The 24,228-nt window shown below is 44.6% G+C and carries 28 protein-coding genes, 1 tRNA gene and 2 pseudogenes; 30 read left to right on the top strand and 1 reads right to left on the bottom strand.

Annotation, left to right across the window (positions count from 1 at the left end):
* From FYJ45_RS32875 to tnpA, 6 genes and pseudogenes are all read left to right on the top strand, one after another.
* The coding region (locus FYJ45_RS32875) for a DUF4368 domain-containing protein (RefSeq protein WP_154468082.1) at window positions 1-82 on the top strand (82 nt) is incomplete at its 5' end.
* Window positions 83-134: 52 nt separating this feature from the next.
* Window positions 135-848 carry a hypothetical protein gene (locus FYJ45_RS26795; protein ID WP_154468078.1) on the top strand — a complete coding sequence of 238 codons (714 nt, stop codon included), beginning with the start codon at window positions 135-137 and terminating at the stop codon, window positions 846-848.
* 238 nt (window positions 849-1,086) lie between these two features.
* Window positions 1,087-1,157 (top strand) — tRNA-Gly (locus FYJ45_RS26790).
* Between the two features lie 857 nt (window positions 1,158-2,014).
* A pseudogene (locus FYJ45_RS31205) lies at window positions 2,015-2,755 on the top strand (reverse transcriptase domain-containing protein); the annotation flags it as partial.
* 54 nt (window positions 2,756-2,809) lie between these two features.
* Entirely contained in the window at window positions 2,810-3,151 is a 342-nt protein-coding gene (locus tag FYJ45_RS31200) for a group II intron maturase-specific domain-containing protein (protein WP_235931032.1), read from the top strand.
* Window positions 3,152-3,167: 16 nt separating this feature from the next.
* Window positions 3,168-3,680: pseudogene (tnpA, locus tag FYJ45_RS26780) on the top strand (IS200/IS605 family transposase).
* 221 nt (window positions 3,681-3,901) lie between these two features.
* Here the strand turns inward: tnpA and FYJ45_RS26775 are convergent.
* On the bottom strand, window positions 3,902-4,705 hold the full coding sequence (locus FYJ45_RS26775) for an HAD family hydrolase (RefSeq protein WP_154468077.1): 804 nt from the start codon (window positions 4,703-4,705) through the stop codon (window positions 3,902-3,904).
* A gap of 291 nt (window positions 4,706-4,996) precedes the next feature.
* Here FYJ45_RS26775 and FYJ45_RS26770 point away from each other — a divergent pair, with 291 nt between their 5' ends.
* The 24 genes from FYJ45_RS26770 to FYJ45_RS26655 all read left to right on the top strand — a co-directional run bounded on the left by FYJ45_RS26770 (window position 4,997) and on the right by FYJ45_RS26655 (window position 23,926).
* Window positions 4,997-5,920 carry a LysR family transcriptional regulator gene (locus tag FYJ45_RS26770; protein ID WP_154468076.1) on the top strand — a complete coding sequence of 308 codons (924 nt, stop codon included), beginning with the start codon at window positions 4,997-4,999 and terminating at the stop codon, window positions 5,918-5,920.
* A gap of 388 nt (window positions 5,921-6,308) precedes the next feature.
* Window positions 6,309-7,640 carry a 23S rRNA (uracil(1939)-C(5))-methyltransferase RlmD gene (gene rlmD / locus FYJ45_RS26765; protein WP_235931031.1) on the top strand — a complete coding sequence of 444 codons (1,332 nt, stop codon included), beginning with the start codon at window positions 6,309-6,311 and terminating at the stop codon, window positions 7,638-7,640.
* 248 nt (window positions 7,641-7,888) lie between these two features.
* The gene (locus FYJ45_RS26760; RefSeq protein ID WP_154468074.1) at window positions 7,889-8,500 is read left to right on the top strand and encodes a hypothetical protein; all 612 of its coding nucleotides are present in this window, start codon (window positions 7,889-7,891) and stop codon (window positions 8,498-8,500) included.
* Entirely contained in the window at window positions 8,490-10,121 is a 1,632-nt protein-coding gene (locus FYJ45_RS26755) for a hypothetical protein (RefSeq protein WP_154468073.1), read from the top strand. Before FYJ45_RS26760 ends, FYJ45_RS26755 begins: the two co-directional genes overlap by 11 nt.
* A gap of 73 nt (window positions 10,122-10,194) precedes the next feature.
* Complete coding sequence (locus FYJ45_RS26750) at window positions 10,195-10,497, top strand: Fe-S metabolism protein, SufE family (protein ID WP_154468072.1); 303 nt, start codon at window positions 10,195-10,197, stop codon at window positions 10,495-10,497.
* Entirely contained in the window at window positions 10,491-11,237 is a 747-nt protein-coding gene (locus FYJ45_RS26745; protein WP_154468071.1) for a DUF4314 domain-containing protein, read from the top strand. Before FYJ45_RS26750 ends, FYJ45_RS26745 begins: the two co-directional genes overlap by 7 nt.
* Window positions 11,238-11,254: 17 nt before the next feature.
* On the top strand, window positions 11,255-12,256 hold the full coding sequence (locus tag FYJ45_RS26740; protein ID WP_235931030.1) for a DNA adenine methylase: 1,002 nt from the start codon (window positions 11,255-11,257) through the stop codon (window positions 12,254-12,256).
* On the top strand, window positions 12,219-12,668 hold the full coding sequence (locus tag FYJ45_RS26735) for a hypothetical protein (RefSeq protein WP_154468070.1): 450 nt from the start codon (window positions 12,219-12,221) through the stop codon (window positions 12,666-12,668). The genes FYJ45_RS26740 and FYJ45_RS26735 overlap by 38 nt, the downstream gene beginning before the upstream one ends.
* Entirely contained in the window at window positions 12,649-12,936 is a 288-nt protein-coding gene (locus FYJ45_RS26730) for an AbrB/MazE/SpoVT family DNA-binding domain-containing protein (protein WP_154468069.1), read from the top strand. The genes FYJ45_RS26735 and FYJ45_RS26730 overlap by 20 nt, the downstream gene beginning before the upstream one ends.
* The gene (locus tag FYJ45_RS26725; protein ID WP_154468068.1) at window positions 12,930-13,169 is read left to right on the top strand and encodes a hypothetical protein; all 240 of its coding nucleotides are present in this window, start codon (window positions 12,930-12,932) and stop codon (window positions 13,167-13,169) included. Before FYJ45_RS26730 ends, FYJ45_RS26725 begins: the two co-directional genes overlap by 7 nt.
* A gap of 13 nt (window positions 13,170-13,182) precedes the next feature.
* Window positions 13,183-13,704 (top strand): YodL domain-containing protein, encoded by a 522-nt coding sequence (locus FYJ45_RS26720; RefSeq protein ID WP_154468067.1) that lies wholly within the window; start codon window positions 13,183-13,185, stop codon window positions 13,702-13,704.
* A gap of 31 nt (window positions 13,705-13,735) precedes the next feature.
* Window positions 13,736-14,146, top strand: coding sequence for a SpoVG family protein (locus FYJ45_RS26715; protein ID WP_154468066.1), 411 nt, complete (start codon window positions 13,736-13,738; stop codon window positions 14,144-14,146).
* Window positions 14,147-14,201: 55 nt separating this feature from the next.
* Window positions 14,202-14,432 (top strand): DUF6133 family protein, encoded by a 231-nt coding sequence (locus tag FYJ45_RS26710; protein WP_154468065.1) that lies wholly within the window; start codon window positions 14,202-14,204, stop codon window positions 14,430-14,432.
* A 149-nt stretch (window positions 14,433-14,581) separates the two neighbouring features.
* Window positions 14,582-14,983: a septation protein SpoVG family protein gene (locus FYJ45_RS26705; RefSeq protein WP_154468064.1), complete on the top strand. Its 402-nt coding sequence runs from the start codon at window positions 14,582-14,584 to the stop codon at window positions 14,981-14,983.
* Between the two features lie 3 nt (window positions 14,984-14,986).
* Window positions 14,987-15,415 (top strand): prepilin peptidase, encoded by a 429-nt coding sequence (locus FYJ45_RS26700; RefSeq protein WP_154468063.1) that lies wholly within the window; start codon window positions 14,987-14,989, stop codon window positions 15,413-15,415.
* 123 nt (window positions 15,416-15,538) lie between these two features.
* On the top strand, window positions 15,539-16,390 hold the full coding sequence (cpaB, locus tag FYJ45_RS26695; RefSeq protein ID WP_154468062.1) for a Flp pilus assembly protein CpaB: 852 nt from the start codon (window positions 15,539-15,541) through the stop codon (window positions 16,388-16,390).
* A 3-nt stretch (window positions 16,391-16,393) separates the two neighbouring features.
* Entirely contained in the window at window positions 16,394-17,200 is an 807-nt protein-coding gene (locus FYJ45_RS26690; RefSeq protein WP_276924768.1) for an AAA family ATPase, read from the top strand.
* Window positions 17,200-18,552 (top strand): ATPase, T2SS/T4P/T4SS family, encoded by a 1,353-nt coding sequence (locus FYJ45_RS26685; RefSeq protein ID WP_154468080.1) that lies wholly within the window; start codon window positions 17,200-17,202, stop codon window positions 18,550-18,552. Before FYJ45_RS26690 ends, FYJ45_RS26685 begins: the two co-directional genes overlap by 1 nt.
* Window positions 18,549-19,478, top strand: coding sequence for a type II secretion system F family protein (locus FYJ45_RS26680; protein ID WP_154468061.1), 930 nt, complete (start codon window positions 18,549-18,551; stop codon window positions 19,476-19,478). The genes FYJ45_RS26685 and FYJ45_RS26680 overlap by 4 nt, the downstream gene beginning before the upstream one ends.
* A gap of 12 nt (window positions 19,479-19,490) precedes the next feature.
* Window positions 19,491-20,363, top strand: coding sequence for a secretion protein F (locus FYJ45_RS26675; protein ID WP_154468060.1), 873 nt, complete (start codon window positions 19,491-19,493; stop codon window positions 20,361-20,363).
* A gap of 9 nt (window positions 20,364-20,372) precedes the next feature.
* Entirely contained in the window at window positions 20,373-20,777 is a 405-nt protein-coding gene (locus FYJ45_RS26670) for a DUF4320 family protein (RefSeq protein WP_154468059.1), read from the top strand.
* Window positions 20,774-21,322 (top strand): hypothetical protein, encoded by a 549-nt coding sequence (locus tag FYJ45_RS26665; protein ID WP_330588841.1) that lies wholly within the window; start codon window positions 20,774-20,776, stop codon window positions 21,320-21,322. The genes FYJ45_RS26670 and FYJ45_RS26665 overlap by 4 nt, the downstream gene beginning before the upstream one ends.
* 187 nt (window positions 21,323-21,509) lie before the next feature.
* On the top strand, window positions 21,510-22,064 hold the full coding sequence (locus tag FYJ45_RS26660) for a DUF6550 family protein (RefSeq protein ID WP_154468058.1): 555 nt from the start codon (window positions 21,510-21,512) through the stop codon (window positions 22,062-22,064).
* Between the two features lie 95 nt (window positions 22,065-22,159).
* On the top strand, window positions 22,160-23,926 hold the full coding sequence (locus FYJ45_RS26655) for a hypothetical protein (RefSeq protein WP_154468057.1): 1,767 nt from the start codon (window positions 22,160-22,162) through the stop codon (window positions 23,924-23,926).
* The last annotated feature ends 302 nt before the right edge of the window (window positions 23,927-24,228 follow it).

The following is a 24,228-nucleotide window of genomic DNA, read 5'->3' as shown; positions in this document are numbered from 1 at the left end:
CCATGAAGCGGTCAAAAGTGAGGACGGAAGCCGGGAACAGGAAGTGGAAATCTTCTACCGCTTTATCGGCAAAATCGAATGACACATCTTGAGATACCCAACAATATCTTTAACTAAGGGAAACGGGAAACTCCATGCCGGATATTTCGAAGCTGCCTGAGCTTGCGGAGCTGTTTGGCATTAGTATTGATGAACTGCTGGGGAAAAAATCGGAGCTGATTTCCAATATAATTGAGGGAGATATGGAGGAATTTTTAGGAAATACGCTGGTAGCTGCAGAAGAACTGAAGGAAGCTGCCCCTATTTTACAGCCGGCTCAAATTGAAAGAATTGTGGAGGATGCAAAGCAGGAATTTGAACTGGGAGAAATGACTGAATTGCTGCCCTTCATTAACCAGGATACGATAAATAAGCTGGCATACAGGGCGGCTGAAAACGGCAGGTATGATGATATCGAGGATGCGGCTCCGTTCCTGGAGCAGAAGGTTATCGTCGATACCGCAAAAATGATGATAGCAGACAGAAAAAATATAGAAGATATTGCGCCGTTTATAGAAAGAAGCAGCATGGGTGAGCTTGCAGGCATGATTTATGAAAATGATGGACTTGCCGGAGTGGAGGATATTCTGCCATTTATTCCAAGGGAAGTCCTTCAGGAAATTACTGAAAAAGAATATGAAAGAGGCGGTCATGATTTTGATGTTATAGCCCCCTTTTTGGACAAAAAGTATCTGAATGAGCTTGCCATAAGATTGCTTCGGGACAAGCGGATAAAGGATCTGGAAAATACTATAGCTTTTGTGGATACCAATGTGCTGAGTGAATTTATTCAGGAGAACCTGGGATAACGAAGGGTTTTTCGGTAATAATAAAGCTCCCCTGCGGGTAAACAGGATTTCATTTCACTGTCTGCCCGCAGGGGAATATATCATTATCTGCCGGGAATTTTTATGCATGAGCCTTTTCAATACGATAATTGGCAATACATTTATTTCTAATGCATTTAATTTGATATAAAAGCCGTTTATGAACGAAATAAAATTCCCTCTTTTCAATTCGGATTTCATATGATATACTTCAATACATGCAGATATAGTTCATCGGTAGAACGCTAGCTTCCCAAGCTGGAGAGACGGGTTCGATTCCCGCTATCTGCTTTTTTTATTGCCTGAATACCTTAAAAATCAAGGTATTCAGGCTTTTATTGTGTCACAGTAAAAAATAACCCCCCTGCTATGCAGGGGGAGAGAAGTTCTTTAGATATAAGTATGAGCTCCTGTGCTAGAATAAATGTGGGTCTGCAAAACCACAAATAAAAAGCACAGGAGGTCCAAAGAATGGACAATAACAGTTTAGCTCATAGTGTGTCCTGAATGCCACTACTTTCTATAAAGTAAAGGCAATGTTCTTTGTGTGAGATGGAGGAGGGCCCTCCGCAATCGCCATACAGGTGGAGGTTGCAAAACACTTATAGGTGCTCCGGGCAAAATCCGGGGTGCTGAGCGTATAAGAAAAGGCGAAAAAAAAATCGTCAGTTGTGTATCGTAGAGCTGAACGAAAGTGAAGAACTGATGAAGCATCGTTAAGACTAACAAGTGCAGTCAAAACCGTTGTTTTGTGTGAATGACGGGAGGAACCTATCGGAAACCTGTTTACTGGATGGGTGGCTGTCGGTGTTGAGGTTACAGGAATGCGATAACAGGCTCATAAAGGGAACAGGAGAGTCCTGTCATGCAATGTTAAATGAAAAATGCAAGCTAATATATTTGTGAACATGAAAGTAAGGATGTGCATGACAGGTGCGGAAGAATTCGTAGTAGCGTTGAAACTGATGTAATGTCAGCGGAGCGAAGGGATTCTGTCATCGTAACTTCTTTTAACATACAACCAGTAATGGGAGGATATCGTGAAAGAGGGGAAATCATTTCAGATTACACAAAATGAAGTTCTGAGTGCATACAAAGCGGTAAAAGCTAATAAGGGTGCCGGAGGTGTAGACAGAGTGGATTTCGAAATGTTTGAAAAGAACTGGAAAAATCGACTATATACTCTTTGGAACAGAATGTCTTCTGGCACATATTTTCCAAAACCGGTGCGAGGTGTGGAAATACCAAAGAAGAATGGAAAAGTTCGCCTGTTGGGTATACCAACAATAGAGGATCGCGTAGCACAGATGGTACTAAGAAATAGACTAGAACCACATATAGAGCCAATCTTTTATGAAGATTCATATGGATACCGACCGAATAAATCTGCACTTGATGCGGTAGGCATAGCGAGAGAAAGATGCTACAGGATGAAATGGGTGATAGAGTTTGATATCGTCGGACTCTTTGACAACATCAATCATGAGTATTTAATGAAGTTTGTAAATTATCATTCAAAAGAAAAATAGGTTAATCTGTATATTGAAAGATGTTTGAAAGCACCAATAGTCATGCTGGATGGAGCGGTAGAGGAACGCGAAAAAGGGACTCCGCAGGGTGGTGTTATCAGTCCTCTGCTATCGGGACTGTATATGCATTACGCATTTGACAGGTGGATAACCCGAGAGTTTCCGATGTGCAAATGGGAAAGATATGCAGATCATGGGATAATACACTGTGTTTCCAGAAAGCAGGCAGAGTATGTACTTGATATGCTAAAGAAAAGAATGCAGATGTGTGGGCTGGAAATTCATCCGGAGAAAAGCAAGATTGTCTATTGCCAAAGAAATAATGAGAAGATAGATGGTGAGATTACATCGTTTACTTTTCTGGGATACAGTTTTCGCCCAAGGCTGACAAAGAACAGGAATGGACAGTACTTTATGGGGTTCACACCGGCGGTAAGTGCGGAATCTGCAACAGCCTTTAGGGAAGAGATACGGGTAGAGATACAGAACAGCAATACAACAGACATAGTAGCAGTATCAAAAAGACTAAATCCTATTATTCGTGGCTGGTACAATTATTTTGGGAGATATTGCCCCAGTGAGGCATTCCGTAAAGGAATTAATTATGTGAATCTGAAGCTTGTAAGATGGTTGGAAGAGACTCGGAAATCAGTCAGACGATCTCTGACAAAAGCACAGCATTTGCTGCATCGTATAGCAATGTCAAATCCGGAGATGTTCTACCATTGGAAAGTCGGCTACATGCCAGTGAAATGATGACAAGAGCCGTATGATGCGAGAGTATCACGTACGGTTCCGTGAGAGGTTTGGGGTGAAATCCCCCTTATCTACTCGACCGAAATGGGAATGCAAGTATCACATAGTTTTTGCACCAAAATACCGGAGATAAGTAATATATAAGGATATCAAGGCGGATGTGGGGCAGATCCTAGGAACATTGTGCCGAAGAAAAGGGATAGAGATAATCGAAGCAGAATGTTGCCCGGATCATATCCACATGCTGGTAAGGATACCCCCAAAATATTCAGTATCAGAAATAATAGGGTACTTAAAAGGAAAAAGTTCGCTGATGATATTTGAAAAGCATGCGAATTTAAAATATAAGTACGGAAACAGGCATTTCTGGTGTCGAGGATATTATGTAGACACAGTAGGGAAGAATACAGCGGCAATCAAAGAGTATATCCAAAATCAGCTAAAAGAGGATTTAGAATACGACCAGATGTCGTTAGTAGAGTATATCGACCCGTTTACGGGTGAGCCGGTAAAGAAAAACAAAAAATAAACCGCTTGGAGCGGTAGTAGCAAATCAAAGCAAACCAGCAAGCCCCTATTGGGGCTGCGCCGGAATAAGGAAGCACTGAAAGCGCCCTTTTAAGGGCGGCTGAAAATGTGGTGCAGTTGGCAGACCTTCAGTGCGCCTTCCGGGCGCAAGCAGGTAATAGCCCCTTATAGGGGCGGGGCAAGCCACCGGCTAAGCCGGTGGTCTTGACTTTTTACTATTGCTTATTTTATCGTACGTAAAACCTGAAGGACACCATCATTCATATTCGTATCTGCGACAAAACGCGTCAGACCTTTGATTTCCTTTCTTGCATTCCCGATGGCATAACTGTAATCCGCGCGCAGCAGCATGCTGGCATCATTCATGTTATCGCCGAAGGCCATGGTTTCCTGCGGTGAAATTCCGTGCATGTTCTGATATTCGGAAAGCGCAATCCCCTTATCCGCATTAATCGGCGTAAAATTCATCCACTGCTTTCCAGCGCACACAAGCTGCAGCTCCCGATGTCCATGCCATTTCTGATACAACCCCTGATGTGCGATTTCCTCAGCTGCCGTGGGATGATACAGCTCCACGCTGAGAATTCCGTCATCGGCAGGCAAATCCTCAGGCATTCTCCTCAACTTGGTAATATCCAGCTGATACCCTTCTGTCAGCCAACGGTAAAGCTCATCGGCGCCTTCTTTTACATACCCGTCCTTCAGTGCGGAAATATAGGTCGTGCAGCCGGGAAGCGCTTCAATTTCCCAAACCAGCTCCATAGCCAGCTCATGTCGGATTGTATAGCATGACAGCAGGCCGCCCTGATAAATCGTACGAGCTCCGTTATCGCAGATAAAAAGAATATCATCAATTACGGGAGCAAACAGTTTTTTCAGGCTCGAATAAGAACGTCCGGATACTGCGGCAAAAAGGATTCCGGCTTTTTTCAGACGCCGTATCTGGTCAAAATATTCCGGATTCAGCTCATGTCCGCCATCAGGCACAAGCGTGCCGTCCACATCAGAACAGATCAATTTAATCATGGAAAACCTCCCTCAGTCTTCTGTATTCAGAAACAACGGTAATACGCAGCTACCCGAACCGTTGGTTATTATCATAAAAATATATTACTCATTGTAGTCTTAACAAAGGGAATCCGTCAATACGGGTCTGAGAAAAAAAGAATTAAAAAAGAAACATAATTTTTTCCCCTTGATTCGCCCCAATTCAACAATTTCTTTTTTCATAAGGCTATGTTATGATAAAGAAAGCAGAAATTCAGGGGAAATGACGGCAGACGGCCGTCAGCTCCGGTAAGAGATAAAGGAGAGCTCATGCAGGATTTTCGGATGGAAACCTTTCTGGCGGTATGCCGGAATCTGAATTATACAAAAGCTGCGGAGGAACTGTGCATTACGCAGCCAGCGGTATCCCAGCATATAAGACATCTGGAGGAATACTATGGCACCAGGCTTTTTATCAGCGAGGGAAAAAAGATGGTGCTCACCGAAGCCGGGCGGCTTCTTCAGAGCGCGGGCCTGACCATGCGCCACGACGAGTGCGCTCTGAAGGAACAGATGGCCAGGGCCGGCGCGGAGGGCCGCAGTCTGCATATGGGGGCAACCATGACCATTGGCGAGTTCGTGCTTCCCTTTATGCTCAACCGTTTTATGTTGAACGAGCCGGAAGCCACCGTCCATGTCACTGTGGCCAACACAACGGACCTGCTGCGCTCTATTGACGAAGGAAAGCTGGATTTTGCGCTGGTGGAAGGTTATTTTTCGGGCGGAGATTACGACTACCAGATATATTCCACCGAAAAATACATCCCGGTAGCTGGCGCTGCCTACCATCTGCAGGCCTCATCGCGGGGAAAAAAACTGCTCCGCACCGAAGATTTGCTTTCGGAACCCATTCTCATCAGAGAGCAGGGCAGCGGCACAAGAGAGGTCCTGGAACGAATACTGGAGGGAAAAAACCTGGCAGTAAGAGATTTCCGGAAAATCCATGAAATAAACAATCTCCAGGTCATGAAATACCTGATCCGCGAAGGCCGCGGAATCACTTTCCTCTATGAGGCGGCGGTCCGCCAGGAGCTTGAGCAGGGCATTCTGCGCGAAATCAGGCTGAAGGATTTCAGCGTGGAGCATGATTTTTATTTTGTATGGAGAAAAGGCAGTATTTACGGTTCGGAATATAAAGAGATTTTTAAACAATTGAAGGGTGAAGAATACGATGGAAAAGAAACGCGGGAATGAGATGACGGGCAGGGAATATAAAAATGGGGGAAATAGCAGGGGCGATGGTAAAAGGAGAGAAAAGGGGAACTGGGATGGTAAAGTCAGAGTTGGTAAAAGCAGGGATGATATAAGTAGCGATAGTAAAAGCAGTAATGTGGCGGCACAGAATTTTATTGGGAAGGATAGCGTTAGTAAGAGGGTGAAGGTGAGGAAGGATAAAATTATGAGCGGACGGCCTTCAGATGGAAGAGGGGCGGCAGGTAGGACTTCGGCAGGGAAATATAAAGATGAGGAGGAAAAATCTGCTGCTGGGAGAAATATATACGGTAAAGCAGATGGAAGGTCTGTATCTGGTAGAACTATATCAGGAAAATCGACGGACGGGAAATCTGTAGCCGGTAGAAATATGTCAGGAAAATCGGCATATGGAAAAAATGTTTCTCAAAAATATACATCTGGTCAGGATAAATCCTCTGGCAGACAACAGTACGATCAAAGAAATAAGTCTGTGAGTAAAAAATATGAGGTAGATGCAAAAAGTGATATAGCCCAAAGAAGCGGCAGAAGAGAAACAAAGTGTCCATATGAAAAGAAGTGCGGCAGCTGCAGGTATCTGTACCTGTCCTACGAAGAGCAACTGAAGAAAAAAGAAGCTTTTGTCAGGCAGGAACTGGAAAAATGCCCTGAACTGAAAGGCCATTTTAATCCGATTATCGGCATGGAGAATCCATGGAATTACAGAAACAAGGTAACAGCAATTTTTGACAGAGACAGAAAAGGCAATCCCGTATCTGGAGTTTACGAGGAAGGAACCCATAATGTAGTTCCGGTGGAGCGCTGTCTGATAGAGGATGAACTTGCAGACCGGATTATCGGTACGATCCGCGGAATGCTGAAGTCTTTTAAAATTAAGGTTTATGATGAGGATACCAGATACGGACTGCTGCGTTATGTCTTGGTACGAAGAGCCTTTGCCACCGGCGAGGTTATGGTGGTATTGGTTACAGCCTCACCGGTGCTTCCTTCAAAAAGGAATTTTACGAATGCATTGCTGAAAGCTCATCCGGAAATCACTACAGTGATTCAGAATGTAAATACGCGTACTGACAGTCTGATATTGGGGGACAAGCAGCAGGTCCTTTATGGAAAAGGCTATATTGAGGATGTTTTGTGCGGCTGCAGATTCCGTATTTCCCCGGCTTCTTTTTACCAGATTAATCCGGTCCAGACGGAAAAACTGTATAAGAAGGCCATAGAGTTGGCTGGTCTGAAGGGAACAGAAACAGTAATCGATGCTTACTGTGGAATCGGAACGATTGGCCTGATTGCCGCTTCCAAGGCAAAAAATGTGATTTCTGTGGAACTGAATCCGGATGCGGTAAAGGATTCTATTGTGAATGCCAAAATAAACGGGATTAAGAATGTGCGTTTTTATAAAGCGGATGCTGGACAGTTCCTGACGCAGATGGCTGAGGAAGGCGTTAAGGCGGATGTATTGCTGATGGATCCGCCTCGGAGTGGGAGCACGGAAGAGTTTCTGCAAAGCGCAGCATTGCTTGGACCTGAGAAAATTGTGTATATTTCCTGCAATCCGGTGACGTTGGGGCGGGATTTGATGGTGCTTAGGAAGTTGGGGTATCGGGCAGAGGAGGTTTGGCCGGTGGATATGTTTCCATGGAGCGGACACGTTGAGTGCGTGATAATGATGCAGTATTGTGGAAAAGAGAAGAAAAAGTAGGGTTTGACCACAAGATGTTGTGGTTTGAGGGCAAAAATTAGGCTGAAAAATGGCTAGTTTTTGCCCGATTTTTTTGCCCATTTTTAAAGATGCATAGGGGTAAAAAAGTGGTTTTGGGAGTGATTTGGAGAAAAAACGCAGGAGGGAGTGGTAAGCAAAGTTAAAAATGAATATGGGTAGGAATGAACGCGAGGCGGTACTTATTTTAGAAATGAAATAGGTGCCGCCTTATTTTTTTGGAGGTGGAGATGTCAAAATTATTTTGTGTAAGTCCCGGACTTCGTGTACTGGAAAGACAGATGCAGCAGCCGCCGGGTTACAGACCGAGAGGATATGGTATCTGTGTGATGGATGAGGTGGAGTGGAAAAGCCGGGGAAATTATTCTGAGATTGTGGATTGTGTTATCAGCAGAATGCAGTTAGAGCATCTGAAGAAAAGAGTGGATGAAATCTTTTGTGAAATTGATAAGGAGATGATATTCCGTAACCTAAAGCACAGAAAAGATTTTTATTCTCTGTTAATGGGAAAGAGGGCAAAGACCTTGCAGTATGCACCGGGATATGCTGCCGCAGTCTTTTTGTTGTCTGCCGATGAGGAATTATGGGATAAGGTCTGCAAAAATGTTTTGGATACCGGGATTTACTTTGACAGGGTAAGGCTTGGTGGCGTGACACTGGAGCAGTATATTTTATTCCATGCGGCCAAAGATGTTTATAACGGAACCAAGCATATCCGCTTATCGGAACTGACAGACCGAGATTTGATAGCAGACGAGATACTAAGGCTCATCGTGAATGCTTTTGTGATTGAAAAATGTGGAGTGGATATTGTAAAGCAGGAGGTGTGGAATGCGGATTAAGGTATTAAGCGGTGGAAGAAAAGGTATCGAACTGCCCTTGTCAGATGCGGAATTAAATTTCCAGATGAAAAGAATCGGCATTGAAGATACCGTTCCCATGTGTAGGCTGGTGGAAGTATTAGAGAAAGATAATCCTCTTTGTAAATTCGAGGGGCAGACCGTAAACATGGATGAGGTAAATTTCTTTGCTAAGAGGATGGATAGTCTGACGGAATATGAAAGAAAAGTTTTGTCAGCGTATGCCGATGATTACGGTGTAGGAACTATGCAGGATTTGATTAACCTGACCTTTAGTATGAAGGGGCTTTCATTGATTACGGATTTTTCAGATGCCAGAGAGGTAGGGGTACGCCTTTACATGGATGAGTTTTTGGCAATGTCAGAAGAGGAAAAACAGCAGACTAACTTCATACAGTTTGCAGAAAAGACCTTTAAAGAAAGCCGTGTGGAAGTCTTACCTTATGGAGTATTTGTGGAGCATGGTTTTGAAATGCAGGAAGTATACAACGGAAAAACCTTTCCGGAATACTTTGCCTCTGATGAAATCGTGGCAGCTATCGAGGTGCAGAACAAAGCAGGAGATACCGAATATTTATATCTGCCAACCGATATCTGCTCCATGAATAAGGTAAAAGAGAGGTTGCAGGTCATGGACTTCTGGGAAATGGAGGTTACGGATGTACATAACCTGCGCCTGCCGGATATCCTCGTGCCGATGCCGGAAGACATTGATTGTGTGGAAGCACTGACCTTGTTTAATGAAATGTGCCAGGCGGTAAAACGGTTTGATGAAGTACAGATGACACAGCTCGCAATGGTGGTGGAATTTACCGGGTTCAGTAGCTTTACGGAGGTAACAAGCATTGCAAATCTGCTTGGGGAATTTGAAGTGAATCCTTTCGTACATAACGATGAAGAGTATGGAAAGTACATGGTGGAGGAGTCCGGGTTATTCGATGTGGACGAGTTATTGCTCCCTCATATAAATTACGCTGCCTTTGCCGCAGACAAAAGGCAGGGGACACTTGTAAAAAGTGGTTATGTGGAAAATGGCTTTGTGGGAGCCACCAGAGAACTTTCGGAGTACCAGCAGTACAATGGAGAGTTTGCCGATCCGTTGGAAATTGATGAAGGCTGCTATGAAACATTTAAACTTTATAGTCCGCTGACAGCAAACTTATATGAGGATGGCTGTGAGCAGGGAAACCTATATCGCAGTGACCTGACGCCGTATGCAGAAGAGATTGCAGAGGCTATTGAAAATGAATACTGTGTGGGAGAAGAACCAAGAGGGCTCATGCATTACTTTGACCGAAGTCTGGTGGTGGCAGCAAAAGTCATGTCGGCACATCCCAAGGTAGAAATTGTGGATGGAGAATTGTATGGTGTGCTGGAGTGTAAAATTGCGGAACCTCTGACCGAGCATGACGTTGAAGTATTGAAAGAATACTGGACCGGGCAGATGAGTGATGGCTGGGGCGAAGGCTTTGAACAGCATCCGATTTCAGTGGAAGACGGAGAAATCTATGTGAGTTTCTGGAACAGTGAGAAGTTTTGGAATGTCATGACCGAGGAAGAACTGATGGGAGGACAGGTACAGGGAATGAATATGTCCTGTTAAAAATATTGTGCTGGATATATTGAGAAGTCTGTAGTATTGTGTGTCCTGACAAAACGGAAGGAGGAACAGGACTATGGAGGGAAGAGAAGATATTTTTTATCAGTTTTTTCAGGAACTTGTTGAAAGTTACCGGCATGATATTTTACAGCGTGAGGATGCAAAGGAACTGGCACAGAAAGAGATTGCATTGTGGAAAGAGGTGCATGAAAAATTTGGTGGGGCAAATTCCAAAGAGCATAAACTGATTTCAGAGCTGGTAGGATGCATTCTTGACATAAGCTGTATCAAGCAGGAGCAATTATACTTACAGGGTGTCAAGGATGGAATCAGATTGAAAAAGAGAATCAAGGAAATTGAGGAAGGAGAATCATGTTAAAAAGAGAAGAGATTGAGTATATTAAGCAGAAGTATCCCAAAGGCACGCCTATTCATCTTTACAGCATGGCAGGAGAAACTACAGTGCCACCGGGCAGTCGGGGTATCGTTGACCATGTGGATGATATCGGGCAAATCCATATGAAGTGGGAGAACGGAAGCTGTCTTGCGTTAAATGTAGAGGAAGACCGCTTCGACATTATTACCGAACAGGATAAAATCTCAGAAAAGAAAGAGCAGGAGTTTATTGACAAGGTAAATGAAATCTTGGGCAAGACAGACTTCCTGCTCTTAAATATGTCCTGCAACAGTGAAAATACATCCTATGCTGCAGAAAAACTGCTTGCCATGCATCAGGCATTCGAGGAAGTGTATGGCGAAGGATATGTGGAAGAAAAGTATGGAATGGTTACGATGCCTGCGGTGGTAAGAGGAAGGGAATCCGGCATACAGGCTCTTGCATTGGTAACACTGGACTTGGAATCATCAGGAGAGCATTGGGGAACTACCTTTTTATCACCGGGAGGTCCATTGGTACAGGGACATGCTGAATTAACAGAGGAACAGAAGCGTGCCATCAAAGAGTATTACATCCCCTACGATTATTGGTACACTCCCCTTGTGGAACGTGACCATCATGTAAACTTTACGGATATGCCGGAGTCCGTTGCAGATATCCGCAGGCTGGTGGATGAATATTTGGTTGCCGGACAGTCTCAGACGATGGAGGGACCAAAGTAAAGGAGGGCAGAATGTAATTGAATAGTATCATCAGTTGGGTAGGCGGTAAGAAGGCACTCCGTGACTTGATTTATTTACGCATGCCCAAGTCTTATGACCGCTACATAGAAGTATTTGGCGGAGGCGGCTGGGTATTGTTTGGAAAGCCGCCGGATAAATGTATGGAGGTTTACAACGATTTTAATTCCAATCTTGCAAACCTCTTTTATTGTGTCAAGGAAAGACCAATGGCTCTGTTAAAGGAGTTATCGTTCCTGCCTTTAAACTCAAGAGATGAGTTTGTGACTCTGCGAAAGTTTTTGTCGATGGAAGAATTTAAAAGCGAACATCTGGCAGAGGAACTGGAGATAGCAACTCATTTTCTGAAAGAGCCGGAGGCAACGGAAATTTGTGACATCCTTAAAGAACGTGCAGTGGTTGGGGATGTAAAACGGGCGGCGGCCTTTTATAAGATTATCCGCTACAGCTATGGAAGTGGATGCACCTCTTATGGCTGCCAGCCATTTGATATCCGAAAGACCTTTACCATTCTCTGGGAGGCAAACCGAAGATTAAAAGATACCGTGATTGAAAATAAAGATTTTGAGGCACTCATCCGTCAGTATGATAGACCGAATGCCTTTTTTTATTGCGATCCGCCGTATTTTGAAACAGAAGGACATTATGAAGTAGTGTTCCGCAAAGAAGACCATGTAAGGCTCCGTGATACGCTGGCAGGTATTGAGGGTAAATTTATGGTCTCTTACAATGACTGCGAGTATATCAGGGAATTATATCAGGACTTTCAGATAGAAGCGGTGACACGAATCAACAATCTGGCACAGCGCTATGACAATGGAAGTGAGTTTCCGGAGGTGCTGATAGCCAACTATGACATGGAAGAAAGAAGAAAGAGCCTGCCAATGCAGATGAATCTGTTTGAAATGTTTGACGAGCAGAAGACTTCTGTGTGGCATGGCAGTAGCAGGAAGGAGGACGAAAATGGTTCAGTTAGTGGAGATAACAGGAGTGCTGAATGAGAAAGGCTGTATTGAAATTCCCGCTGTACTGCTTGCACAGACAGGAATACATACTGGAGAGGAGGTAAATCTGATTTATCTTGCTGCAGGGGAGAAGGATTATCGGAATGAATCAAGGGAATTTATGTTAAGGAGAGCAGGGGAAAATCCGTTGGAGGAGCTGCAGAGAGGGGAAACAGAGTTGAAACTGCCGCCACAGTTGCTTGCAGATGCAAATATTCCCTTGGATGCAGACTTGGATATTGTCTGCTTGGATAGAAAGATTGTCATTCTGCCTACAGAGGATGTGGAGTCAGAGCAGGTTCCGGTGGAACTGTTGGATATTTGTGCGGAGCTTGGTATTCCCAGAGAAAAAGTAAACATTGTGTTGCGTATGACCGAGGAGGGAAGCGATGAAAAAGCCGGTGTATAAATTGTTGGATGAAAAGGGCAGAGTGCTGATACCTCTTGAAATGCGACAGAAAGCGGAGATAGAGAAAGGGGATATCTTAAAGGTTTCCATAAACTCCGGGAAGATTGTCATATCCAAAGTAGACATTTTAGAGGTAGGAAAGCAGGATGCAGAAGCTGTGGAGGCTTATGTACATGCAGCCGTAAAGACCATGAGCTATGAAAAGCAGGTGGCACTTGCTGCGAGAATTTTGAAACTTGCACAGCAGGAAGGAGGAACGGATTGCTAAAGAGTAAATACAAGGCCTTTGAAATTCAGGATGACAAGGTCAGTGAAACGCTGGTGGAGGGAAATCTGATAGCCATTGCAGATTTCATTAAAAGCTGTAAGGAAGGGAGCATTATCACAATCCACACGTTAGAGGGAGAGCCGTTTTTAATTGGGCTGTCGAAATTATTTCTGTATTGCGAAGACAATGCGTTTCTGAATAATCAGTTGATACCATATCTTCGTGGGATATGAATGGAGAAGCAGTATGAAAAACATATATTTTCGTGATGGAATCCTTATCTACTATGGAAATCCGGCAGGTTATCTGTCAGAGGGAAAAGTAGTGCTGGATTCCATTTTTGATAAAGAGGAAATCATTGCTTACCTGTCCGGGAAAGAAAATCTGGCAGTGGAGATAAGGTCAGGAGTCTATGACCGTCTGTCGGAGGGTGGAGGGATGGAAGTGACAGTGGAAGCAGCCAAAGGAAGGAGGATAAGAATCTATCAGCTTAAACAGGACAGTCCTTTCATGATGCGGTTTATCAGTCTGGCAGAAAGGGAAAAAAGAGGCTTTGAAAAACCACAGCAGAAAGAATATGCGCTTGTTTATGAGGGAGAGGTAGATACCTTTAGTCTGGAAGATGTCTGGGAGAAGTTTGGCAGAAGGATGCCAAGAGACTTTGAAGGACATGCATTATCCATATCCGATGTGGTGGAGTTTTCAGATGAGAAGGCAAGCCGCTACTTTTATGTAGAGCCGAAAGGCTTTGCGGAAATTGTATTTTAATCAGAATAGCCGGGAGGCGGAAAGGAAGAATATGGCAGGAAAAGGAACAAAAAACAATCAGCAGAATGTACAGGGCGAAGCACAGTCCGAACAGGCAAAGCAGACACAGCCTCTTGATTTTGATGTGCGCATTCAGTCTATCAAACCCAGCGATGCAATCAAAGGCACAGCAAGTGTGAACATTAACGGAGCCTTTGCCATCAGGGGAGTCAAGATTATTGAAGGGACAAATGGATTATTTGTATCCATGCCCAGCTACAAGGTAGGAAACGATTACAAGGATATCTGTTTCCCTATCACACCGGAATGCAGAAAGCAGTTAAACGATGCGGTTCTTGGTGCCTATGAGCAGGCACTCACACAGAGCCAGAACAGTATGGCAAAGCATCATGAAATGCAGCAGGCGCCGGAAGGTCAGGCAATGGACATGACCGGAATGTAATGTAACTTAAGTCAGGAAACAAAATAAAAATCAAACAATTATGGAGGAAGAATCAATGAGAAAGATGATGAATAAGGTAGCAGGCAACATGAAGGTAACAGCAGCAAAGGCTGTAAATCTGTTGAAGGATAAGAAGGGAGAGAACTATGTGGATACCGCAGTTAAGATTTTGATTGCGGTGGTAATCGGCGCCCTTTTGCTTGCAGGTTTGTATGCTCTCTTCGGAGATGTGGTAATGCCTACCCTTACCAGAAGAATTCAGGAAATGTTTAACTACGCAGGCTAAAGTATGAGAAGAAGTTCTAATTGCTTTAGCAATTTTTGCTTGCACCAGAGGGTGCTTCGCAAAGAACTTCTATGTCTCATACTGAAAAATGCCAAAGAACAGGCATTTTTCCAAGTCGAAAGAAAATGATAAAAATGGAGGAAGAAGATATGCCTAGAGGAACAACTACACAGGTAAATACCGACAACGCAGAGAATATGGAGAACACAGAACATCAGGTACCCTTTGAGGTTACCATTACAGAGCATAACCCGGAGAGAGGTGTGCTTGCCACAGCGGATGTGAAGGTGGGGAACATGATGACTATCCGTAATGTGAAAATTAAGGAGGATGACTATGGTCTTACCGTAACCATGCCCCGAACCAAGATGCCTCATACGGAGCAGTATAAGGACTCTGTATATTTTGCGGACAAGTCCATGAAGCAGCAGTTTGATCAGGCGGTGGAGAAAGCCTATCAGGATAATATTCTTACACCGGTGTTGGATGTGGACGAGCCGGAAGAAGACATGGATATGGAAGAAGCTCCCGGCATGAGCATGGGAATGTAGGGGATGTTATCAGTGGTCAGGCTCACTTTCTTTTTTACTGTTCTGTTGTTGGCGGCAATCCTTGATATCAGAAAGAGAGAGATTCCGGATTGGATACCGCTGTTACTTATGGGAGTGAGTCTGATACCACCGGAGTCTGTGCAGTTAGCAGGACTCTTGGTGGCGTTGCCGCTTTTGATTGTTGGCGTAACAGCAGGTGGCATCGGAGGAGGCGATATCAAATTAGTAGGTGCCTGCGGATTGGTGCTTGGGTTTGGGAGAACTCTTATGGGACTTATCACAGGACTTCTGCTATTACTTATCTTTCATGCTGCAGGACAGTGTGTAAAAAGAATTAGAAAAGAGAATAGAGGAGCAGGGAAGGAGCAGGCATATCCGCTTGTTCCTTTCTTACTGTTTGGAATGCTTATAGGCATTCAGATTGGAGGTTAGTTGTGAAAAAGAAATTAGTAGTAGTGGGTATTCTGGCAGCCATTGCAGGTGTGGTGGCTGCGGTATTTAAGAACCGCAAAAAATATACAAAGGTAAGAACAAATTATTAGGAGGAAACGTGGAATGAAATTATTTAAAAACAGAACTGTGCTGGGGATTTTCTGCATTGCAGTGTCATTGATTATCTGCTTTGCCATTACACCCCTTATCAATGCGGGTTTATCCAAGAAGGTTACTATTGTCCGTTTCAACCAGCAGGTAAATGAGGGCGAAGAGATTAAAAGAAACATGGTGAATGAGGTAGAGGTAGGAAATCATAACCTGCCGGAGAACGTGATAAGAAATATTGCAGATGTGGAAGGAAAGTATCTGACTACAACTGTGTATGCAGGAGATTACATTCTCACGGATAAGATTTCTGAGGAACCTGCCGCAGAGAATAAATACCTTTACAGCTTAAATGGGGAAAAGCAGGCCATGTCCATTACCATCAATACTTTTGCAGAAGGATTATCCGGCAAATTAAAGAGTGGGGATATTGTATCCGTCATTGCACCGGACTATCTGGGCAGTGGAGAGACTGTTATCCCGGCAGAGTTGAAATATGTTGAGGTTATCGCAGTGACAGCCAAGTCCGGCTATGATGCCAACACCGGGGAGCAAATGACAGAGGAGGAAGAAAAAGAACTTCCGTCCACGGTAACCATTCTGGTAAGACCGGAACAGAGCAGACTCCTCGCCAGATTAGAAGCCGAGGGAGAAATTCATTTGTCCTTAGTGTTCCGTGGAGATGCAGATAAGGCATCGGAATTTATCAAAGCACAGGATCAGGTGCTGGATGAGATGATAGCAGAGGAAGAAGCAGCCATGCAGGAGGGAGAGGAATCCGAAACGGAAGACGGTCAGCCTGTTATGAATGCAGACAGTCAGGAAATTACAGAGGAAGAAGAAACAACTACAGATGGGGAGGAATAGAACGTGAACTTTAAACAGAACTCTCTGTTTACGAGAAATACAGGATATGATGAAGAACAGCCGGATGTACAGGGTGGTGTACTTGCTGTATGGGGAAGTCCATCCTCCGGCAAGACCACAGTTTCCGTAAAACTGGCAGATTATCTTGCCAGAAAAAAGAAAAATGTATTGTTAATCTTTGCGGATATGACTACGCCCCCTCTGCCTTGTATTTGTGCAGCCGGGGATTTGGAAGGAGAAAAGTCCTTGGGCAGTATCCTTGCTGCCACCCATGTAACAGAAAATCTGATTAAGAAAAACTGTATGTTCTACAGAAAGAATGATTATTTGAGCATGGTAGGGATGTTAAAAGGTGAGAACGTGTTCACCTATCCGCCATATGACCAGATGCAGGCTGCGGAACTGATTGAGCAGGCAAGAGAGGTGGCTCCCTTTGTCATTATTGATTGCGGAAGCACCATTGCTTCGGATGTGTTGTCAGCGGTGGCACTGATGGAAGCAGATACCGTGCTTAGACTTGTAAACTGTGATTTAAAGTCCATCAGTTACTTATCTTCACAGTTACCACTATTACGTGACAACAAATGGGATGCGGACAAGCAGCTTAAGGTGGCTTCTAATGTAAAACAGCAGGAGGCAAGCAGCCATATGGAACAGGTGCTTGGCGCTGTTTCTTTTCAGATTCCCCACAGCAGGGAAGTGGAAACACAGTATCTGGAGGGGGATATGCTGGCAGAACTTGGACTAAAGGAGAGCAGGGCATTTCGGAAAGAGATTGAAAAAATCAGCAGGGAGGTGTTCGGTGTATGATGGGAAATAATCAGAATTTATTTTTTTCCCCGGAGGAAAAAGGCAGGGCATTCTCCGATGTGTTAAAGGAAGTGCAGGAATATATCTCCAGCAAGTATTCCACCCTCATGGTGGAAGGCGGGAACGATGAGGTAAAACAGCAGGTCAAAAGATACATAGCGAAGTACATTGCTGATTACCGCATCACTGTAAAGGGAAAGACAAGAGAAGAATTAATCGATGACCTTTACACAGAAATGGCGGAGTTTTCCTTTTTAACCAAGTACATATTCGGAACAGGCATTGAAGAAATCGATATCAACTCATGGAGGGATATTGAGGTACAGTACAGCGATGGCAGATGTGAGAAGATGGAGGAACACTTTGAGTCTCCGGAGCATGCCATTAATGTCATCCGAAGAATGCTCCATGTGTCCGGCATGGTGCTTGACAATGCATCCCCGGCTGTTCTTGGGCATTTGAGTAAAAATATCCGTATTGCTGTATTAAAAACACCCCTTGTGGATGAGGATGTGGGTATTGCAGCTTCCATCCGAATTGTAAATCCCCAGAGCCTCAAAAAAAGTGACTTTGTAGATGGAGGAACTGCTACGGATGAAATGCTGGACTTTCTGGCAGAGTGTCTGCGTTATGGTATCAGCATCTGTGTGGCAGGTGCCACAAGTTCCGGCAAGACCACACTGGCAGGGTGGCTTCTTACCACCATTCCCGATAACAAGCGTATCTTTACCATTGAAAACGGAAGCAGGGAGCTGGCTCTGGTAAGGGAAAAGGATGGAAAGGTAGTAAACAGTGTTATTCATACCCTGACCAGATTCAGCGAAAATGAAAAGCAGAACATTGACCAGGATATGCTCCTTGATATGGCTTTACGTTTCAACCCGGAGATTATCTGTGTGGGAGAGATGAGAAGCTCGGAAGCATATACCGCGCAGGAGTCTGCAAGAACCGGGCATACGGTGCTTACCACTATTCACAGTAACAGTTGTGAATCTACCTACAGCCGAATGAGAACCCTGTGTAAGAGAAAATATGATATGGATGATGAGGTGCTGATGGACTTGGTAACCGAGGCATTTCCCATCGTAGTGTTTACCAAGCAGCTTGAGAACAAGAAAAGAAGGCTGATGGAAATCATGGAGTGCGAGATTACCCCGGACGGAAAGAGACATTTTAATTCCCTGTTCCGCTATGAGATTACGGAAAACCGGGTGGAAGGTGATAAATTCATTATCAATGGTACCCATAAAAAGATATGTGGTATTTCGGAGAGCCTGAAAAAGAGGTTTCTTGAAAACGGAATGCCAAAGGAGGTATTAAACCGTATTACAGGGGGAGGTGAGAGGGCATGATAGCAATACAGGTAGTAGCATGTATCGGTGTCATTATCGGGTGTTTTCTGCTGTTTGGCATCAGCCTGACGGATTTCACCGGTAATATTTTCACAAAACTTCTGGACGGACCCAAAGGCATCCGTGAGGAGATTTTAGAACAGACACAGAGAAAGAAAAAGTCCTTTTTCCGCAGGGAAATCGAAGAGGTGCAGAGCATCTTAAAAGCAACGGACAGAGTGCATACCTTCCCAATGCTGTGTACGGTATCCCTGCTTTTGTTTGCTGCAGGAGCCGCAGGTGCAGCCATGCTTGGCAATTTCTTTTTAGTGCCGGTGTTAGCGGTAGGATTTATGTTCCTGCCTTTCTGGTATATCAAGCTGACCGCATCCCATTTCAAAAAGGATGTGTCTGCGGAACTGGAAACCGCGCTATCCATCATTACCACAGCCTACCTTAGAAGTGAGGATATTTTAACTTCGGTGGAGGAAAATCTGGAGTATTTAAATCCGCCGGTAAAGAACATCTTTCAGGATTTTGTGTCAAGAATCCGTCTGATTGATCCGGACTTGGAGGCGGCACTGGATGAACTTAGAACAAGGATATCCGATGATGTGTTTAAAGAGTGGGTGGATGCCTTGAAAGCCTGCCTGTATGACAGGTCGTTAAAGACAACACTGACACCCATTGTGGCCAAGTTGTCCGATATGCGTATTGTAAATGCGGAACTGGAGTACATGGTTATGGAGCCGAGAAAGGAATTCATCACAATGGTTGTGCTGGTTGTGGGTAACATTCCCCTTTTGTATTTTTTAAATCAGGACTGGTATCATACGCTGATGCACACGGTAGTGGGGCAGATAATGCTTAGTATTGCAGGCATTATTATATTTGTATCCACAGCCCATGTAATCAGATTAACAAAACCGATAGAGTACAGGTCGTAGAAAGGAGGCAGTATGAATCTGATATTATTTTGTGTGTTTTTGACCTTTTCTGTAGGTCTCTTTCTGCTGCTTGCCGGACTTTTACGTCTGCCGACCTTAAAGACCAGCAAGGTCATGATGGATACGGGTAGGGAAGGAAAGAAGCTGTCGAAGACAATGGATGCGTTATTTTTGGATGGAGCAGTTAAACTGTCACCTTATATCCGAATCAATGATTACAAAAGAAGCCGTATGAACAGCGTATTGAAGGCATCGGGAATGGGGATGACACCGGAGGTTTACACAGCCTATGCGTATATCAAGGCAGGAAGTGTTTTTCTCTTAATCATTCCGGCAGTCTATATCTTTCCGCTGGCTGCTTTGTTTGTGATACTGTTAGGAATTATGGTGTACTACAAGGAAATTCAGAAAGCCGATGAAATGCTTCGGGAGAAAAGGGAGCAGATAGAGGAGGAATTATACCGTTTTGTATCCACCATCACACAGGAACTGAAAAACAGCAGGGATGTGCTTTCCATGCTGGAGCATTACAAGGAAAATGCAGGTGCAGCCTTTCGGAAGGAACTGGATATTGTGTGTGCGGACATGCGCTCCAGCAGCTACGAGGCAGCCTTAACCCGTTTTGAGGCAAGACTCAATTCCCCACAGTTATCGGATGTGGTCAGGGGACTCATCGGTGTTTTAAGAGGAGATGACGGAGCCGTGTACTTCCAGATGTTAACCCATGACTTTAAACAGGCGGAGCTTCAGAGACTGAAAGCAAAGGCAGCCAAGATACCACCCAAAATCAGGGTGTATTCTTTTGCCATGCTGATGTGTTTTCTGGCAACCTACTTCGCCATCATCATCTACGAGATTATCAAGTCGATGGGTACGCTATTTTAGGAGGTGCGCATGAAACAGATAAGAAAGATACTTTGTGATAAAAAGGGAGAGGGATATATTGATGTGGCAGTTATGGTGCTTTGCATTATGTTAGTCATTGCTCTTGGAGTTAGGCTGTTTCCCATCTTTATCACAAAGATGCAGGTAGACAATTTTGCAGATGAGCTGGTAAGGGAGGCCGAAATCAGCGGAAGGGTAGGAAGTGAAACCTCAAACAGACAGAGGGTGTTGGAAGAAAGAACCGGTATTCATCCAACCGTGCAGTGGTCGAGTACCGGGAATCTGCAATTAAATGAAGAGGTAACAGTGACGGTTACCATACAAAAGGACTTGGGGCTGTTCGGGAATTTTGGTTCGTTCCCGATAACCATCCGGGCAAGAGCCTCCGGCAAAAGTGAGGTGTATTGGAAGTGAGAAAATATATAAAACGAACAATAGACCTGTTAAAAGACCGCAGGGGAAATATGTTTCCCTTGGTGGTAGCAGTTACCATATGCATGCTGTTAATCATTCTCGGAGTATCTGAGTATATGCGTCTTGTGATTACAGCCGCAGGCATTAAAGATGCGATGGAATCGGCAGTAATATCCACCGTCAATGACAATTATAACGAGGTTTACCACAGTGTAAGGGAAGGATATGCCGCAGGATACGAGCCGGATGGAGAAGCGTTCTCAGCATCCGTAGACTATGGAGATATCTATGGGAGAATGAGTTTTCTGCTGGGACTGGAGGAGGACGGAAATGGGTATGTGCGGATAAATAACGGCGGAGAGCAGGAATACCGCTTAAGCAACCTATCCGTATCCATACCAAATAATGCCCTTGGAGCAGGTGGTGGTTCTTATTATGCAGATGCCAGTATACGGCTGGAAGTGCCGATGCGGTTTGCAGGGAAAATCATCACAAATATGTCAATAAATCTAAAGGTACGGGCAGCGTATACCGAGAAATTTTAGTAAGATGTTACAGATATCATGCAACTTATTACATTTTGATAGACTTTCACAAAGTTGTGTGATAGGTTGTGGTTTGAACGCATAACAAGCTGCGAAGCAGCATGCGTTCATGAGCAAGTAGCGAAGCGGATTGCGAATGTCCGCTTTACGAAAGAAACTTGAAAAATTACATACAGGAGGGATTGCCATGAAAGATAAGACAAAGAAAACACTTATTATTACAGGACTTGCAGCCGTGTGCATTTTAGCGGTCTTCGGAATCAGCAGGGTTCTTTATAAAGAGCCGGTGCAGACCTTGCCGGAGGAGAGCAAAGTCAAGGATGAGGTGGAGATTGTGGTAGATACAGACGAAACCGTGCAGGTGCAGGAAGAAGCGGAAAGCATAGAGGAAACAAAAGAGTTAGTCATCGAAGCAGAAGCAGAAAATACGGTAGACAGCGGTACACAGGAAATCCAGCCGGACCCGGAAAAGACAGAAGAGGAAAAACCGGAAGAGCCGCCAGCAGTAACCGATGATACGGACATCACGAATCCGGATACCAAGCCTGTCTATGATGAGGAGCCGGAAGAAAAGCCGGAGGATACCACACCGCCTGCGGATGACACACCGAAAACCGGAGATGACAAAGATGGAATGGTATATGTGGAAGGCTTTGGATGGCTGCCGGATGAGGGTGCAGGTTCGGGAACGAATGCAGATGACATGTATGAGAACGGAAATAGGGTAGGTATCATGGATTAATGATACGGAGAAAGGCACAGTAAAAGGCTGTGCTTTTTTCATGCACTGGGCCACTTGCAACAGCAGGTGGCTCGTTGCATTTGAAGGGAGGCAACATGAAACGATTTAAACTATGGGTTCTGACTTTTCTGTTAATCGTATCCACACTGGCACCCATGACGGTGCATGCCGAAGGAGAGGGAAACATTGACAACGGTGGTGGAGGATTAGGGGAAGGAACGGACACAAACTATTGGAACACAGGAGACGAAGGAGTCAGAGTTACTGTGGTAAGTGCAAGTGATGGAAGTGCGGTAACTGCATCCATTGATTTGACAAATCGAAATCCAAGCGATATTAAGGTGCATTTTGGAAAGGTATGCAAATCTGATTACAGAGGCGGTGCAGGTCTTTCTGCAAAAGTAGGAGGGTATGATTATTATGTTCCTGCACAGTCCCTGCCTAAAATTATTCCCACATCATCAGGAAGTGCAAGCCTAGCCGCGATTAAAAGTTATTTTACGGACGAGCAGGTCATCAGAAGCATTGCAGGATATGTGGGGATGGACTACGACACCTTGATAGGTGGAGATTATAAGTTGCTTTTGGAGCCTATTGCCTATGTGACTTTTGAAGGAGTGCGAACAGCCTTTACCGCAACGGAGGCCGCTATGTATAACCAAGTCAGGGGTGGCATGGTAAGAAAGAAACTAACCTCGCTGACGCATAAAAACCTCCCACTTGCCATGTTCCTTGAAACATCCGATTTGGGATACCCTGCTTGGAGTGGCGGGAAAAACCAGAAGGTATCCGATGATGAGATTATCGGTTCGTTAGGACTTGGTATTGTGCGTTTTAATGAGGTGATTACACCGGAAGTGATAGCGGCAGATTATGAGTACCGGGTAAATACCGATGTGGTCACAGCCGTAACGGTCAGCGGAGGACAGAGCGATCCCGACCATCCCGTGAGTGTGACTTTTCGTATTCTCGGAAGGAGTTACACCGTAAATAATGTGTATTATCCGGAAGACGGACAGCAGCTTGTGTGGGTAAAATGGCATACCCCGTCCACAGAGCAGCACATCACAATCAGCGTAAGTGTCAGTGGAGGAGGAAGTCCCAGCAAGGGAACCATTACTGTGAATATCGTAGACCTCGATAAGAATCCACCGCCCAATCCGGTAGCCGATGACAGAAATGATTCCTACAATGCAGGCAATGCCATTGTCCCGGCAAATCCGCAGAAGACATCCGCATCATGGAGTGTATGGAGGCCTTGGTGGAAAGAAAAATGGGTATGGCATAGTGATTGGGAGTGGAAGACCGGCTCTCATACAGAAGACTGCCCGGAGGACTGTGAAAGCAGTCACGGATATTGGGAAGACGAGGGAGAGTATGTGGACGAAGGCTGGTGGGAGTACAGTTTAGACAGATACTCCGCATCTTTATCTGCAACCATGAACCTTAGTACGGATGAGAAATCTCCGACAGCTACGGAAACTACCATCAAGAGTGGATATGGCGTGAACATCAGCGTAAATGCCAGTGCATCCACAAGCCAGTCTTCGGCAACCACACCGCCACAGACCGCAGTCAGTTATTTCCCGGAGTTTTATTATAAGACTTATTGGAGATTACTGGAGAGAACAAGAAGCGGATACCATGCAGGCTTTGAATTTCAAAATAACCATTACTCCACCTATAACCGAAGGACACACTTTACACCTATCTGGATGCCGGATGGTACCTATACGGTCTACACTTATTTACTGGACTGCTGGACACCGGATGGAATGCTGAGTGTGAATCTGACCGACTCGGTGCAGATATCCGGGGACTTGTGGGATGACTGGCATATCGCACCACAGAAAGTCAGGTAGAAGAGATGGCGTATGAAAGAATTGATAAACCAAAGGGTTTGCTCTATCACTACACGAAAAGAGAGAACATAGAGCCAATTTTACAGGATGGAAGGATACGAAAATTTCGAGATACGGAATGTTGGTTTTGTACTTCACTTGAAAATACCTTGCGATTAATGGAACTGACTGTGATGGATAGTGTCAAATGATGTATGAAAAAAAAGAGTCAAAAAAATAGGCTCAAAAGAACCTTGAAAACTGCAGATATTGATACTTGAAAGCTCTCCGAGGGCATAGGGCTCTGCCCTATGTACCCGCAA

This window comes from Eisenbergiella porci (assembly GCF_009696275.1).
GTDB lineage: Bacteria > Bacillota > Clostridia > Lachnospirales > Lachnospiraceae > Eisenbergiella > Eisenbergiella porci.
The sequence above is the reverse complement of the archived record's forward strand: the minus strand, read 5'-3'. Positions and strand labels throughout refer to the sequence as shown.

What these genes read in the sequence shown, in the direction of transcription:
- FYJ45_RS26710 (WP_154468065.1), top strand. Translation starts at nt 14,202, where the DNA reads ATGAGAAAGATGATGAATAAGGTAGCAGGCAACATGAAGGTAACAGCA.
- FYJ45_RS26755 (WP_154468073.1), top strand. Translation starts at nt 8,490, where the DNA reads ATGCGGATTAAGGTATTAAGCGGTGGAAGAAAAGGTATCGAACTGCCC.
- FYJ45_RS26720 (WP_154468067.1), top strand. Translation starts at nt 13,183, where the DNA reads ATGAAAAACATATATTTTCGTGATGGAATCCTTATCTACTATGGAAAT.
- FYJ45_RS26680 (WP_154468061.1), top strand. Translation starts at nt 18,549, where the DNA reads ATGATAGCAATACAGGTAGTAGCATGTATCGGTGTCATTATCGGGTGT.
- FYJ45_RS26770 (WP_154468076.1), top strand. Translation starts at nt 4,997, where the DNA reads ATGCAGGATTTTCGGATGGAAACCTTTCTGGCGGTATGCCGGAATCTG.
- FYJ45_RS31200 (WP_235931032.1), top strand. Translation starts at nt 2,810, where the DNA reads ATGGGGTTCACACCGGCGGTAAGTGCGGAATCTGCAACAGCCTTTAGG.
- FYJ45_RS26685 (WP_154468080.1), top strand. Translation starts at nt 17,200, where the DNA reads ATGGGAAATAATCAGAATTTATTTTTTTCCCCGGAGGAAAAAGGCAGG.
- FYJ45_RS26730 (WP_154468069.1), top strand. Translation starts at nt 12,649, where the DNA reads ATGAAAAAGCCGGTGTATAAATTGTTGGATGAAAAGGGCAGAGTGCTG.
- FYJ45_RS26715 (WP_154468066.1), top strand. Translation starts at nt 13,736, where the DNA reads ATGGCAGGAAAAGGAACAAAAAACAATCAGCAGAATGTACAGGGCGAA.
- rlmD (WP_235931031.1), top strand. Translation starts at nt 6,309, where the DNA reads ATGTCAGGAAAATCGGCATATGGAAAAAATGTTTCTCAAAAATATACA.
- FYJ45_RS26735 (WP_154468070.1), top strand. Translation starts at nt 12,219, where the DNA reads ATGGTTCAGTTAGTGGAGATAACAGGAGTGCTGAATGAGAAAGGCTGT.
- FYJ45_RS26660 (WP_154468058.1), top strand. Translation starts at nt 21,510, where the DNA reads ATGAAAGATAAGACAAAGAAAACACTTATTATTACAGGACTTGCAGCC.
- FYJ45_RS26760 (WP_154468074.1), top strand. Translation starts at nt 7,889, where the DNA reads ATGTCAAAATTATTTTGTGTAAGTCCCGGACTTCGTGTACTGGAAAGA.
- FYJ45_RS26655 (WP_154468057.1), top strand. Translation starts at nt 22,160, where the DNA reads ATGAAACGATTTAAACTATGGGTTCTGACTTTTCTGTTAATCGTATCC.
- FYJ45_RS26670 (WP_154468059.1), top strand. Translation starts at nt 20,373, where the DNA reads ATGAAACAGATAAGAAAGATACTTTGTGATAAAAAGGGAGAGGGATAT.
- FYJ45_RS26745 (WP_154468071.1), top strand. Translation starts at nt 10,491, where the DNA reads ATGTTAAAAAGAGAAGAGATTGAGTATATTAAGCAGAAGTATCCCAAA.
- FYJ45_RS26750 (WP_154468072.1), top strand. Translation starts at nt 10,195, where the DNA reads ATGGAGGGAAGAGAAGATATTTTTTATCAGTTTTTTCAGGAACTTGTT.
- FYJ45_RS26795 (WP_154468078.1), top strand. Translation starts at nt 135, where the DNA reads ATGCCGGATATTTCGAAGCTGCCTGAGCTTGCGGAGCTGTTTGGCATT.
- FYJ45_RS26700 (WP_154468063.1), top strand. Translation starts at nt 14,987, where the DNA reads ATGTTATCAGTGGTCAGGCTCACTTTCTTTTTTACTGTTCTGTTGTTG.
- FYJ45_RS26705 (WP_154468064.1), top strand. Translation starts at nt 14,582, where the DNA reads ATGCCTAGAGGAACAACTACACAGGTAAATACCGACAACGCAGAGAAT.
- FYJ45_RS26775 (WP_154468077.1), bottom strand. Translation starts at nt 4,705, where the DNA reads ATGATTAAATTGATCTGTTCTGATGTGGACGGCACGCTTGTGCCTGAT.
- FYJ45_RS26675 (WP_154468060.1), top strand. Translation starts at nt 19,491, where the DNA reads ATGAATCTGATATTATTTTGTGTGTTTTTGACCTTTTCTGTAGGTCTC.
- cpaB (WP_154468062.1), top strand. Translation starts at nt 15,539, where the DNA reads ATGAAATTATTTAAAAACAGAACTGTGCTGGGGATTTTCTGCATTGCA.